This is a genomic window from Pseudomonas sp. FW305-E2 (assembly GCF_058782925.1).
The window spans coordinates 139,483-152,868 of record NZ_JBYSYE010000004.1 but is presented as its reverse complement, the minus strand read 5'-3'; the positions used below and the strand labels follow the sequence as shown (position 1 = coordinate 152,868).

Sequence of the window (13,386 nt, the reverse complement as noted above, 5' to 3'; positions counted from 1 at the left end):
CGGCCTTGGATCTCGATCGGGCCGTTCCTGCAAAACGCGCGATCGCCTCTACAAACAGATACACAACTGCATCCCCCCTGACACACTGCAGATACCCCGCCTCGAGACACTCCCGGTCACACAACCACACCCCGGGAGTCCCTGATGAAAGCCCTCACCTTGCCCTCCGGCTGGAAGCTGTTCGCCGCCCTCGCCGGCCTGACCTTGGCGATGACCGCCATAGTCCTGGCCAGCCAACCTGACCCGGACGGCTTGCGCAGTGCCATTCGTGCCACCGCACGCAGCTCGTTCGCACTGTTCCTGCTGGCGTTCCTGGCCTCGTCGCTAGTGACCTTGCTGCCTGGCACATCAAGCCGCCGCATCCTTCAGGAGCGACGCTACCTGGGGTTGGCATTCGCGTTCTCCCACACCGTGCACGGCGTGCTGATTTATCGCTACGCCCAGCAATTTCCCGAGCTGTTCTGGGCCGGCCGCACACTGACTTCCAGCCTGCCCGGCACAGTCGGCTACCTGTTCGTGCTGCTGCTCACCGCCACCTCGTTCAAGCCCCCCATGCGGCTGTTGGGCGGCCGTGCCTGGCAAGCGCTGCACAGCAGCGGCATGTGGGTACTGGCTGCCGTGTTCTGCCTGTCATTCTACAAACGCATCCCTATGGGGGGGTGGTACCCGCTGGCGTTCGCCCTGATGTTCAGCGCCATCGCCGTCAAGCTCACCGCCAAAGTGGCCCGTAAACAACGCCGCACCACCCGCGCCCTTGCCTGAAGAGAGCACCGCACATGACGACCTTGACCCGTACCCTGACCACCGTTGATCGCCTCGGCAGCTGGAGTGCCGACGTGCCATTACGGGTATTTTTGGCCTGGGAGTTTTTCGAATCCGGCCTGGAGAAATTCAACGGCAGCAACTGGTTCGCCGACCTGCAGTCCAGCTTCCCGTTCCCCTTCAACCTGCTGCCCGCGGAGCTGAACTGGCAGCTGTCGATGTGGGCCGAGTTGGTGCTGCCGTTGCTGCTGTTGCTGGGCCTGGGTACCCGGCTGGCATCGCTGGGTTTGATGGTGGTGACCGTTGTAGCCATAGCGGCAGTGCACTGGCCGGCGCACTGGTCGGGCCTGTCGGAGCTGGCCCAAGGCTATGCCATTACCGACCAGGGCTTCGGCAATTACAAGTTGCCGCTGATCTACCTGGTGGCGTTGCTGCCCCTGCTGCTCAAGGGCGCCGGGCGCCTTAGCCTCGATCATTGGCTTGGCATGCGGTTCGGCAGATGAGGATCGGGGGCTGCTGCGCAGCCCCCAATGCCTTCAAACGGTTCCGACAATGACACCCTGCTCGCGCAATGCCTCCAACAATGCCAACCCTTGCTGCACATCCCCGCCCAACGCCTGCAGCCGCTCTCTTCCAGTCCCCTGCTCCACCAGCAACCGATACGCCATAGGTGCCAACCGGGCAAAACGCACCTGCAACCGGGCATCGCGATAAACCAGCAGCAAGGTTGGCGACGCCGGGGCAGCCGTTGGCTGGTAGTCACCGCCAATGCGTTCCACCGGCCAACGATAGGCCAGCACCCGCGCCACACAAGACAACAACGGCTCTCCCGCCAACAGGTCACCACCCGGGTCATGCGCCGGGTCCTCGGCATCGCTCAGGTACAGTTGCGCCTCGACCCACTCATAGTGCGCCAGCTCCAGCTGCCAAGGGGTGTCCAGCGTCACATGTTGCAGGTAGTCGACGAACGTCTCGGCAATTTCGGTAAACAACGGCGTCTGGCAACGGTAACTGGCGTAAAAATCACGTACTCGGGCGTGCCAGCGCTGCTCGCCCAACGCCTGGCGCATGACCGGGAAGCTGCCAGCCAGCAACCCTTCGATGGCACCATAGAACAATTCACGGTAAACCTTCAGGCGCCGGGCCTCGACGCCGGGCGGCGGGGCATGGCGCTGTGGATCGCGCAGGTGACGGGCCAAGGCATACTGCTGCGCACGCAGGGTCTCATTCATCTGCTTGCCCTCCGGCAGCGCTTTGCACAGCACGCATACGCGCCGTCTCGGCCAACAGTTCGGCCAAGGGCGGGTAGTTGAAATCACGCTCAAGCACCGTCGGCTTTACGCCAAAGCGCACGCAAGCGCTGGCGTACAGCGTCCAGACATCCTCCTTCACGGCGGCCCCATGGGTATCCACTTTGAGGTCCGGCGCTTCATCGTAATGCCCGGCAACGTGCATCCCGGTCACGCGCGCCGGGGGCAAGCCTGCAAGGAATTGCTGGGCGTCGTAGCCATGGTTGCAGGCGTTGACATAGACATTGTTGACGTCCAGCAGCAGGTCACAATCCGCCTCTTCGAGCACCGCCTGGATGAAGTCGAGTTCGCTCATCGCCTGATACGGCGCGGCGTAGTAGCTGATGTTCTCCACGGCAATGCGCCGCTCCAGCTGCTCCTGAGCCTGGCGTATGCGCGCGGCCACATGGTGTACGGCTTCATCGGTGAACGGGATGGGCATCAGGTCGTACAGGTGCCCGTCATCACTGCAGTAGCTCAGGTGCTCGCTGTACAGTCGCACATGGTATCGATCGAGAAACTGCCGGGTCTGCTCAAGGAAATGGCGATCCAGCGGGGCACTGCCACCCAGCGATAAAGACAACCCATGACAGGTGACAGCAAAGCGCTCCGCCAACTGGGCCAAGCCCTTGCCATAGGCGCCGCCCACGGCAATCCAGTTTTCCGGCGCACACTCGAGAAAGTCCACTGCACCCGCCTCCATGGCCAGCAGTTCCGGCAACAGGCCGCGACGCAAGCCTAGCCCGATGTTCAACATCGCAGGAAACATAAAAGTTCTCCAACAAGCACAACGCCCCACCTGGCCAGCAGGAGGAGCGTTGTGGCGTTTCATGGGGTAGAACGTCAGGGCTTGCCGGTCAGGTGGCTGAACAAGCCATCAGGCATGGCTTTGCCATTGGCCTGATAAATCGCCTTGAGGTGATCGGCCGCTTCCTGCTCGGAGATGAAACCGTCATGGTTGCGGTCGATCGTGTCGAAATCACGGGCACGGTCCTTGGCCACCGCCAGAAACTCATCGCGCGAGACCTTGCCATCGTGATTGCTGTCGGTCTTGGCGAACGAGGCGTCACCGCACTTGCCTTCACCACACTTGCCCTCGGCCCCAGCCTTGGCGCCGGCGCCGCACTTACCCTCACCGCACTTGCCTTCGCTCTGGGAAGCCTTGCCGCTCCCCCCGCACTTGCCTTCACCACACTTGCCCTCGCCGGCCACTTTGGCCGAGGCCAGTTGGTAACCTTGAGCCAGCGGCTCGACGGCGAACGCACTGTTGCTCAATGCCATGCTGCCGATCAGGGCGGCGCCGAGCAGGCCGAGGGTGTTTTTTGCTTGAGTCATGATGCAGCTCCACTGGGGTTGGAAAGTGGAGCCATTAGGCCGTTGCGGTTTGTCGTGGATGTATCGTGCCAGGCGCACTTTTGTATGGCAGTAGGTCTGCAGCACAGGCAGATACAGTGCGATACACACCACCCGGCAACGGGCCCCAAGTTGCCTTGGGGCCATGAGGCGTGATCAGTCTTCCAGCGGTTTGGGCGGGGCCGCTGGCTTGGCGGGCTTGGCCGGCTTGCTGTCCTTGTCCTTGGCTTGCGGGGCCGCCGCTACGGGCTCGGGCGCCGCCACCGCCTTTTCGCTGGCAGGCAGTTCATCGACCGCTTTGAGGATCACCTGTGGGTCGATGGCCTCGCCGGTGTCGTCGTCCTTGAGCATGTGCCGCTCACCATCCTTGCCCACCAGGATCACCTTGGTACCCTTGCTCGCACCCAGCTTCAGTTCCCGAATCAGGGCCATTGTGGTCTGCTGCTCGAGGTTCTTGTCCTCTCGCTTGCCCATCATGTTGGCGACGCTGTACAGGACAAGGTTGCGCTCCTTGAACGCTGCCTGTGTGGCCGGGTCCTCGAGCGCTTTGTTCAGCCCTCGCAACGTTGGGTCGGCACTGCTGGGAGCGATAACCACCAATGGTCTGGCCTTGCCCAGTTCCTTGGCTAGAGGCGCATCACTGTCTGCGGCAAACAGGGGGCCGGCAACAGCAAGCAAGGTTGCGAGGGTCAGTGACCGGACAAGCATGCGTATCTCCTTATTGTCTCGATAAACCAATGACTACAGATCACGGAGAAAAATCCGACAGGGAGCCTAAACCACTTCATTCCAGAACGGGGTGTGTAAAAGTAACTGTCGATTTCCGAGCCACCTGAAGCCAAGACTACGGCGCTGGTACAAACCACATTCAGCTTGATTGAGCATAGCCCAAAGCCGCTTTGGCAGGGCCGGGCAAGCCCTTACCCTGAGCGCATGTCAACGTACATCGATCGATGGCCCCTTGGGTCCCATTTCCATCGCTTGAATCGTCATATCCAGCATCAGCCCTCTGCGTGCAGCGCGCTGAGCATCACGAATGGCATCCGCCTGGTCGATCCTGGCCCCTTCGCTCAGCGCTTCGTCGTCAAGCACGGTTTCAAGCTGCCTTCTGAACGGCAGGTCGACCGCAGCGAATCGCTCAGGATGGGAACGCTCCAGGTGCGCCTGCCAAAATTCACGGTCAACCATGGAGCGGGCAATCTCTTCCGGCGTTTCTGCATCCCGCACCGCAGCCTCTGCCTCTGCAAGGTCCGCCTCCAGGACGCCTGAGATCGCAAGAAAGCTCATTTCTCCCACCTGCAATGGCAGGTCGAGACGCTCCCTCAGCCCGATCCTGAAAGCCAACCCCACCTCGCTTCCTTCCAGCGTCCTGCCATGCTGTAGCGCCCATCGGGTAGCGAACATGTCGACTGCATCCTGGCGCCATAAACGTCTGCCCAGGTCTAGCAAAGCGCGTTCGCTTTCTCCCTGAGCCGCGTGCTCAACCTGCCAAACCAGCAAATTCAGTTCAAGGTTGCTCAAGCACCAGGTTGCACCGTCCTGGCACCCCCACTCATCATTGGCCACTGACAGCAGGTTCTGCCGCAGCTCTGGCGTAATGGCCATCGCTTGCAATACCGCCATTACCCGATTGCCCAGTGCACGCGCATTGACACGAAAGTCTTCGGACAGCAACAACTGGCGAAGCACACGGAAAAAACGCTCGGCGTCCTGCCCTGAATCCAGCGAGTCCCAGGCAGCAAGCATCAGGCCGCGATGCTCCGGGGCCACGGCATCCCCCCAGACTTCACGCGCGTGCTGCAGGCGCAAAAGCACTTGCTCCTCGTCGAGGGCAGGATCGTCGCTACTCAGCGAAGCCTGCAAGCGTAACGTCTGGGCCTCGCCCAAGGGGTTCGCATTCAAGCGAAACCGCCGCCGATGCCACAGGGGCAACTGGTAGAAACCCTCTGGAATGTGCCTGATCCGGTTATCCCGCAAGTCAACGGATACCAACTGAGCGTTGTCGAACACGCCCAGTGGAAACTGCGAGATCTGTGTGTCGCGCAAGTTCAGCCAACGCAATTCAGCCAAACCCGCCAACGTGAACCGGCTCCCCAGGGGGTTGTGGGATAGGTCGAGAGACTGCAGGTTCGTGCAACTGGCCAATGTGGCGGTTTGTGCAATGTTCAGGACGATCCGGTTGTTGGTCAGGCTCAGATGCCGCAGCTGCGCTATCTGCAGCAACGGCTGCGGAAGGCGCGTCAACAGGTTCCCTCCCAGATCGAGGGTTTGCAGGTTAGGGAAAGCCAGCAATAGGCTGCTGGGCACCTCCAGAAGGTCAAGGTGCAGCAGCGACAGGCTGGTCACACCTCTGAAGCTGACCTGTGGGGGTATGTTGGGCAAGCCGCTCGATCTGAAATTGCAGAACATGACGTGGAGGTTTTCCTGTGCATTGATTTGCAGTTCCCCCACGCCGACTGACCGCCGCCAGCAATTGAACAACGTCTGGCGTAGAGCCTCTCGATCTTCCCTGACATCGCCCTGCCCTCGTGCCACCCAGGTATTCAGTGTGATGCGCAGGATGGCGAACTCATTGCGAAGGTCCGCCAGTACGTGTTCAATCTGCTGCCCTGAACGCCTGGCGTCATCGGCGAAGGTCTCGACCTGCTCATCACTCAACCACGGAAAGAGATCGCGCAGCGTTGCCCTCAGGGCACTCCCCCTTGATGCGAAACCACCTACTCCGCCACCACCCAGCGGGTAGCCAATACGTCCATCGGCCAAGCGCATGGGCCCTCGGACAGCACCTGGGCGTACCGCGCCAAGCAAACGACTGATTTCATCACGATGGCGTGCCGCTTCGCGCGCCAGTATCACCCTGAGGTTGTGCGCAAATGGATCGCCGATCCCCATCGCCGCCCTCTGCGCTTCGGTATAGGCTGGCGCCATGACGTCGAACAACTCACCTGCCTCACCCAGCGCCGTGCCCTGGCTGCCATGCAGTTGAAACGTACCGTTCACGTGCACCAGATCGAACGCCCGCTGCCCTTGCTCGGTCTTCGCCAGCATCGGCCCGCCCAGGCAACCTTCGTACAGACGCCAGCACACACCTTGTTCGCCACCGGGTACATACCGCAGCAAGCCCAAGGCCACCCGTGCCAAGTCTGCGTGCTGCGGGGTATCAAGGTACAACGCTTCAAATACCCGAGCCTGGCGGGTAGCCAGCACACTGCCCCTTGCCGCTTCGGCGAGCCCCAGTGCAACCCTGCCGCTGGACCGCAGCCGCATGCGATCCACGCTGCTGGCGGCCTGTACCAATGCTTGCGCAGTGCGCGCGCTCAGCCCCGGGAACACCCGGCGCAGCGCCGCGCTGCCAGGGGTGTCGCTGGGCTGCAAGGCTTCGAAAAGGTGCTGCAGCAGTGTTCGGCGCTGCGTCCATGCCAACGTGGCCAGTGCCTGATCTGTCAGGCCACTCGCGCCTGGCAGGCGCCGAGCGTGATCGAGCACTGTTGTATCTGCGACCGGCTCGCCGCTGCGCAGACGGCCAATCATGCTGCGGATGCGTTGATCAAGCCTGACCCGCTCCACACTGTCGATCATCCCTGGGCTCGGTGCCTGGGCGTGTACATGCAGGCCACGCAGGTCGTCGCCATCAAGGCCATGGAACAGCAGAACCTCATCGATCTGTTCGTCATTCAGCCTATTGAAGGGTTCGCCCAAACGCCGGAACATGCGGTATTTGTCGGTCCACCGAGCCGGTTGCTCGCTCCACAAACGCCAGGCACCTGCGCCATTGTGGCGCAGCAACGGCCCGTGGCCGTCGACCGGATACAACTGCCATTGATCATCACCCGCCTCTGCCACGCGATAGTGATGCCCGTCCATTTCGATCCAGGCCCGCCCGTCCTGACGCCGAATACCCAAGGCATCCCGGCTCGAGGCCGCAACGGGGGCCTGGCTTTGAAACAGGGTCAAGTCGTGTTGCCAAAGTTTCTCAGTGCCGTCCTCCAGCCGGGCCGGCACCATGGCATCGACCTTCGCAGAGCGTGCCCAAACCCGTCGAGCGACACCCACCCCGGCGACTGTGGTCGCCAGCACGGCAAGGTCTGTCGCCACGTGGGTCAAATGGTCGAGCGCCTCCTGACGATCGCCTTGCTGCCAGGCCTCGGCGCCATGGTAGACCTCACCCAGCAGTTCGCAGGCCGTCACGGCCAGCAGCGCCAGGCCAACCCCGGGCACAAAGAAACTGGCCAGGTTGAGCAGCGCCCATCCTTCGGCTGCAAGGCGCAGGTCATGCTGGCGCTGAACCTCACGATCCAGTCTGGCCACAGGCACCGCGATCATCGCCGCATCGTCCTTGATCTGGTGGATACGTGCCTGTGCCAGGCTGATGAACAACGGCTGCGGGTAAGCCTGCAAGCGCGGTTCGAGATCACGAAACGCCCAGCCCGGCAGGTCATCGAAGCGCTCCGCGACCTGGGCGAAAAAAGCCTGGCTGTCGCGCCGCAGCACGAAGCGGCTGAAAAAACGCTGGTAAGCCTTGTCTCGCAAGCGACGGCCCAGTTCGCGGTTCAGTTTGTCGAGGCTCTCGAACGCGCGCCAGGGCGAAAAAGGGTCTCCAGGCACGTAAAGCAACACCCGACGCGTCGTGTTGAACAAAACGCCCTGCTCAACCACTACGAACACGGTCACCTGCTCAATCTGGCAACCCAGCAATTTCAGTTGCCTGGCCTGCACAAGGTCGCCCGCCAAGCGCGGCAGTTTTCCCTTCTCGCACACAGCTACCATCACATTGAGTTCGCTGGCATCCAGCGTTCCCTCTTGCCTGGCTTTGTAGGCGTCCACAAGCATGGTGTAGCGCGTGGCATCTACAAGCTGCGATACCAGGCGCTCGGCACTGCCAGTGGGCGTGAGGATGGCATCCAGATGACGTTGATAGCGCTCACCCAGGTCCAGCTCACGACACAGTCCGGCAAACTCGATGCTCGTAGGGGGTTTGGCCGTGCCGTGGCGTGGAAGCAGCAGGCGGTTACCGCGCGGCTGGCCACCTTCCTGCGCCTGCGCGGCCGTGAAGTTGCGCAATGCCACTTCGAGCAGTGGCTTTTCTTCATAGACCACGGTAGTCAGGTGCGCGCCCACCGGCTGACTGTTGATCACAGGTTCCCGGCGGCCCTCCAGGAACCTGAGCACGTGCGGGTTACGGCCAAGCCCGTAACGCTCGTCGAGGGCCTTTCCCAGGGCTGATGCGACGAAACTGTCGAGGCCCTCGATACCTCGCAGCACCGTGTTCACTTGCTCACAGCAGCGAAGGCTGTTTGACAATGCCCTGCCGATCTCAGGCAGTTGCTCAGCAGGTGCATGACGCAACCAGGGTGGCAGGCGCCTGCCGATGATGCCGTCCTGAAAGGCATCGATGGCGGCCTGCGCATCTGACGGCAAAGTGGTGTCCATAGCGGGGGCCTCTTCATGAAAAGAGGCCAGACTAAATTGCCTGCTCCCCGCCAGGCGCTATATAGCTAATGCCTGCGTTCAGACAACCGCCAACCCGCTAGCTGAGCGGACGCTGCACCGTGTTCCGGTCCAGCGCCTCCAGCGTCAACTGCAGCAACACCGCATGCTCGCGTTGCTGATTGCGGATCTGCAGCCGCGCGATTTCCTCGTCCCGATTCCCCAGCGCCATCAGCCGTTCCAGCTCAGCGTGCATGGATTGGGGCACTTGCAAGCGAACCGCGCAGGCCTTGCGCAAGTAATCCTGCCAGAACCACTGGCGTGACAAGTAATCAGCAATGCCCTCCCGGGTCTGTCGCGCCAGAACCCTTTCACGGGCCAGGAGAAGGTCCTGGCTACTCAAGGCAGGGATACCTGCATAGAGCATTTCATCGGGTTGGCCAGGCAAGTCCAGAGACGTGCGCAAGCCGATTCGATAGGCCAAGGCGAATTCGATCGATTCAGCGCTCGCCCCCACCCGATGAGCATGTTCAGCGGCAATTTGCTCAAGCACCGCCAACCGCCACATCCGGGCACCGAGCTTCAGCAAGGCCCGTTCAGGCCGGGCAGATCCGCTGTGCCTCGTGCGCCATATCATCACTCGCAGTTCCAGGTTGGCGAAACGCGCGGTGGCGTTATCCTGGCAACCGGTCGCCGCAGCGTGCTCGAACAGCTCCTGCCTGAGGGCATCATGCTCAGACATCGCCTGGAACATGTCGAACACACGGGCCGCGAGCGCGGATGCAGTCGATGAGAAGCTGAAGGCGCCCGATTCCGTCAGCATCGACAGGGTATTGAAGAACGCTTCCGATTGTTCCTCGGCCTCCAGATGGGCCCACAGTGCAGCCATTTCATCTCGGCGTTCGCCAGGCAGCGCATCCAGAATGCGCAACCGGTAAGGCACGCGACTGGCCTCAAGCAAATGCCAGTTTGATAACCCAACCTGCGCCCCCCCCAGCCGATTGCCGGAAAGCTCGACCCTGCCCAAGCGCCACAGCTGCGACTGATGAAAACCCTCGGGCAGTTCAGAAATACGGTTGCCGCTGAGGTTCAGGGTGTGCAGTTCTGGCGCGTCCATCAGCCCATAGGGGCACTCGGGTAACTGGGTGTTCGACAGGTAGAGGGCATTCAGTTCGGTCATTGCCTGGACGGAAAATGCCCTGCGCAGCGGGTTGTCTGAAAGGTTCAGGTACACCAGGGACCGGCAATCCGCCAGGACCAACGCCTGGCCTTGGTCGAGGGTGATCTGGTTACCAGACAAGTCGAGTACCTCCAGCTTCTGGACAAGCATCAGAGGCAATGGCAAACGCCGGAGTCGGCAATGGGTGATTTCCAGGTTGCGCAAGTTGGGAAACGCCCGCAGAAACTCATCCGGAACGTGCTCCACGCGCATGGCGCGCAAGGCCAGGATCGAGACGTGGGGAAAGCCCACTTGCGCGGGCAGGGCCGGCAGATGGCGCAAGCGGCTGATGGTCTGGGTCAGCATGAAGCGCCCGTCGTCCAGTGCTGCTTGTCCTTGCAGTTCCGGCACAAGACAGCGCCAGCAGTTGATCAGCCCCTTTCTGAACTCACGCCGGGCGGGCAGTTCTGATGACAGCAAGGCACTGCGCGCCCACTGGGTCAAGTGTCTCTTGAGCACCCCGTATTGCTGTTCCAGCCTCTGTAACCTGGCCTGCGCGTCGCCTGATGCGAGCCAGTGCCCGATCTGCTCGTCACTGAAAGCTGGGTACAGATCACGCAGCCGAGCCTGCAGCGCCCTGGGCCTGTTCCGCCCCAGCGCCCCCCAGAACCTGCCGCCCGCCAAGGGGTAGCCAACCCTGCCATCCGCCAGACGTTGTGGCGGGAGAAACGAGCCGGTCGGCTGTTCCAACCTGAGCAGATTCACCACGGTCTGGCGTTGCTCGATAGCAACGTCGGTCAGCGCCTGGCGCAGCGCAGGCACAAACGACCGGCCTTGGCTGATGGCCGCTTGCGATGCGTCGTCATAGGCTGCGGCCAAGGTCTCGAACAACTCCCCCCTCTCACCGGCAACCGTGTGCGTTCGGGTACGCAGGCGGAACAGCCCATGACGATGAAGCAAGTCAAACGTCTGCCCCGTTCCCTCGACCGTCACTAACGGCTCGCTGGCATCACCGTCGTACAATCGCCACCCGGGCCCGCCAGCCCCCGGCACATGCACCAGCAGATTAAGTACCACACGCGCCAGGTCGAGGTTTTGCGGCGTATCGATGCTCAGCGCCTCATACACCCGCGCTATTCGAATCCGCGCAACCTGCAACCTTGCTGCCTCGGCCATCGGCAACGGCACGCGCCCCGTCTCACGCAAAAGCTGCAGGTCATCCTCGCTGGCATCGCGTAGCACCTCATCCGCAGCCAGGCGGTGCAGGCTGGCAAAATTCTGCCGTAAGAGACGGCCCGTTTCCGTGTCGGGATTCTGCTCTTCGTACACCGCCTGCAGCAGTTCTCGTCGCCCGGCCCAAGCCACATCGGCCAACGCTGCTCCGTCCTTGCCGGCGGCCTGTGGAAGGCGCATGACCTGCTCCAGCAGCAGCGGGTCTGCCGTTACCCCTCCCTCGCGCAAGTGGTTGATCAACGTCCCAATCCTGCCGGCGAGCCGCACGCGTGCGACGGTGTCGACCAGCGCTGCTTCCGGCGCAAGGCCATACACATGCCATGCCCGAAGGTGCTGATCATCGAGGCCATGGATCGCCAGCGACTGGTCGATCTGCGCATCGTCAAGGTCGCTGAATGGCCCGCCCAGGCGGCGGAACAACTGGCGTGTGTCGCCCCACTCGGCGGGCTGCTCGTACCACAGCCGCCATGCACCGGCCCCATTGTGACGCAGTGGCGGCGCATAGCCCTGATAAGGGAGCAGTTGCCACTGTTCATCGTCGTTGTGCCAGGTCATCTCATACCAGTGCCCGTCCATGCTGATCCAGCGGCGCTCGCCCAGGCGGTGCATACCCTCCATGTCCGGCACCGCCGTGTCTGGCGGGCTTTCGCAGCGATAGGGGCCGAGGTCTGCGTTCCACAGTTTTTCCTCACCGTTTTCCAGCTGCGCCGGTACCAGGTTGTCCACCACACTCCAGGCGCGTCGGGCCGTGGCGACTACGGCAACGGTTGCCCCGACAGCCAGCAGTCCTTTGCCTACATTCAGCAGGTGCGCCAGTGCCGCATTGCGTTCGTTGTCCTGCCAATCCCCTACAGCCTGGAACGTCTGCTCAAGCAGCTCCCAGGCCATCACCCCCAACAACACCGCGCCGATGCCCGGAACGAAAAACCCTGCAACACCCAACAGGGTCCAGCCTTCAGCACGCAAACGGCGGGCGTGTTCGGCCTGGACCTCGCGATCAAGCAGGGCCACGGGCGGGGCGATGACCGCAGCATCGTCCTTGATCCGCGCAATCCAGTCGTCAGCAAGGTGTTCGAACAATGGCAGGCGATAGGCAAAGGTCTGCTCATCGAGGTCGCGGGTTGCCCAGCCGGGCACGTCATCGAGGCGCTCACTGACGGCCGAGAAGAATCGCTGGCTATCGCGTCGGCGCACGAAGCGGTTGAAGAAGCGCCGGTAGTCATCTTCGCGCAGGCGTTTGCCAAGCACCCGGCGGGCATAATCTTCCAGGTCGCTGCGCACGCTCCAGGGGCCGTGCGGGTCACCCGGTACATAGACCAACACGCGCTTGCTGGTGTTGAACAACAGGCCCGCGTCGATCACGTCCAGCACGACGATCTGCTGCAAGCGGCAACCGAACACCGCCAACTGCCGCACGCGAACCGATGCGCCTTCGAGCTTGCCGAGCGTGTCCTTGGTGCAGAGCGCCACCACCCACTGCAGTTCGTCTGCGCTCAATACGCCCTGCGCCCTGGCCTGCAGGGCATCCACCAGCATGCTGTAGCGTTGCCGTCGCGTCAGTAACCCCCTGACTTCAGGCTGGAGTACCGAATCCAGATGCGCCTGGTATTTCTGCCCAAGATCCAGCGCTCGACACAGCCTGGCGAAGCCCGGTGCAGACAGCTCACTACGCCTTGCGCCGCGCACATCGACCAAGCAATAGCCCTGTGGCTGGTCGCGCTGCTGTTCTGCGGTGAAATTGCTCAAAGCAGCCTCGAGCAGAGGGATGTCGTAGTAATCGCTGCCGACAACCGGAAGCCGACTGGTTACATAATGGATCGTGGGCGAGGTAAAGGTGTACCACTGGCGAAAGTACAGGCGATCGACGTCAAGGTCGCCGTGGGCACCGAGCGCTTGCTGCAGCAAGGGCTGGGTAAATGCATTCAGGTTGCGTAGCCGCGCCAGCGCTGACACCAAGCCTGCGCGGCAGGCCAGCAGTTCAGGCAGCGCCTCGCTCAGAAGGGTGAATTCGGCCACGCTCAGCCGCTTCATCCAGGCCGGCAGCCGCTGTGCAATGTAGTGGTCCTGGCATGCTTGGGCCATGGCAAGGGTATCGACCGCAGCCGATGGTTGACGGCTATTGTTCTGCATCTCTGCCTCCGCGACGACATGGAGGTCCGAGTC

Annotated in this window: 8 protein-coding genes; 2 read left to right on the top strand and 6 right to left on the bottom strand. The window is 62.2% G+C overall.

The features are described from left to right. The first annotated feature begins 144 nt into the window (after positions 1 to 144). Positions 145 to 762 carry a ferric reductase-like transmembrane domain-containing protein gene (locus AC3WLP_RS05810; RefSeq protein WP_012052932.1) on the top strand — a complete coding sequence of 206 codons (618 nt, stop codon included), beginning with the start codon at positions 145 to 147 and terminating at the stop codon, positions 760 to 762. A 14-nt stretch (positions 763 to 776) separates the two neighbouring features. Then, positions 777 to 1,265: an HvfX family Cu-binding RiPP maturation protein gene (locus tag AC3WLP_RS05805; RefSeq protein WP_088512883.1), complete on the top strand. Its 489-nt coding sequence runs from the start codon at positions 777 to 779 to the stop codon at positions 1,263 to 1,265. 33 nt (positions 1,266 to 1,298) lie between these two features. Here the strand turns inward: AC3WLP_RS05805 and AC3WLP_RS05800 are convergent, their stop codons facing one another. From AC3WLP_RS05800 to AC3WLP_RS05775, 6 genes are all read right to left on the bottom strand, one after another. Continuing rightward, positions 1,299 to 1,994, bottom strand: a complete 696-nt coding sequence (locus AC3WLP_RS05800) for an HvfC family RiPP maturation protein (protein WP_014753785.1) — start codon at positions 1,992 to 1,994, stop codon at positions 1,299 to 1,301. Next, positions 1,987 to 2,820 (bottom strand): HvfB family MNIO-type RiPP peptide maturase, encoded by an 834-nt coding sequence (locus AC3WLP_RS05795; RefSeq protein ID WP_012052935.1) that lies wholly within the window; start codon positions 2,818 to 2,820, stop codon positions 1,987 to 1,989. Before AC3WLP_RS05795 ends, AC3WLP_RS05800 begins: the two co-directional genes overlap by 8 nt. A gap of 74 nt (positions 2,821 to 2,894) precedes the next feature. Then, positions 2,895 to 3,386, bottom strand: a complete 492-nt coding sequence (locus tag AC3WLP_RS05790) for an HvfA family oxazolone/thioamide-modified RiPP metallophore (RefSeq protein WP_003250451.1) — start codon at positions 3,384 to 3,386, stop codon at positions 2,895 to 2,897. A gap of 174 nt (positions 3,387 to 3,560) precedes the next feature. Further along, complete coding sequence (locus AC3WLP_RS05785; RefSeq protein ID WP_003250449.1) at positions 3,561 to 4,112, bottom strand: DUF4174 domain-containing protein; 552 nt, start codon at positions 4,110 to 4,112, stop codon at positions 3,561 to 3,563. 228 nt (positions 4,113 to 4,340) lie between these two features. Next, positions 4,341 to 8,834 (bottom strand): NEL-type E3 ubiquitin ligase domain-containing protein, encoded by a 4,494-nt coding sequence (locus AC3WLP_RS05780; RefSeq protein ID WP_088512884.1) that lies wholly within the window; start codon positions 8,832 to 8,834, stop codon positions 4,341 to 4,343. 97 nt (positions 8,835 to 8,931) lie between these two features. After that, positions 8,932 to 13,353: an NEL-type E3 ubiquitin ligase domain-containing protein gene (locus AC3WLP_RS05775; protein ID WP_088512885.1), complete on the bottom strand. Its 4,422-nt coding sequence runs from the start codon at positions 13,351 to 13,353 to the stop codon at positions 8,932 to 8,934. Positions 13,354 to 13,386 lie beyond the last annotated feature (33 nt).

Excerpts from the sequence above, each read along its gene's own strand:
- AC3WLP_RS05810 (WP_012052932.1), top strand. The coding sequence starts at position 145 with ATGAAAGCCCTCACCTTGCCCTCCGGCTGGAAGCTGTTCGCCGCCCTC.
- AC3WLP_RS05805 (WP_088512883.1), top strand. The coding sequence starts at position 777 with ATGACGACCTTGACCCGTACCCTGACCACCGTTGATCGCCTCGGCAGC.
- AC3WLP_RS05800 (WP_014753785.1), bottom strand. The coding sequence starts at position 1,994 with ATGAATGAGACCCTGCGTGCGCAGCAGTATGCCTTGGCCCGTCACCTG.
- AC3WLP_RS05795 (WP_012052935.1), bottom strand. The coding sequence starts at position 2,820 with ATGTTTCCTGCGATGTTGAACATCGGGCTAGGCTTGCGTCGCGGCCTG.
- AC3WLP_RS05790 (WP_003250451.1), bottom strand. The coding sequence starts at position 3,386 with ATGACTCAAGCAAAAAACACCCTCGGCCTGCTCGGCGCCGCCCTGATC.
- AC3WLP_RS05785 (WP_003250449.1), bottom strand. The coding sequence starts at position 4,112 with ATGCTTGTCCGGTCACTGACCCTCGCAACCTTGCTTGCTGTTGCCGGC.
- AC3WLP_RS05780 (WP_088512884.1), bottom strand. The coding sequence starts at position 8,834 with ATGGACACCACTTTGCCGTCAGATGCGCAGGCCGCCATCGATGCCTTT.
- AC3WLP_RS05775 (WP_088512885.1), bottom strand. The coding sequence starts at position 13,353 with ATGCAGAACAATAGCCGTCAACCATCGGCTGCGGTCGATACCCTTGCC.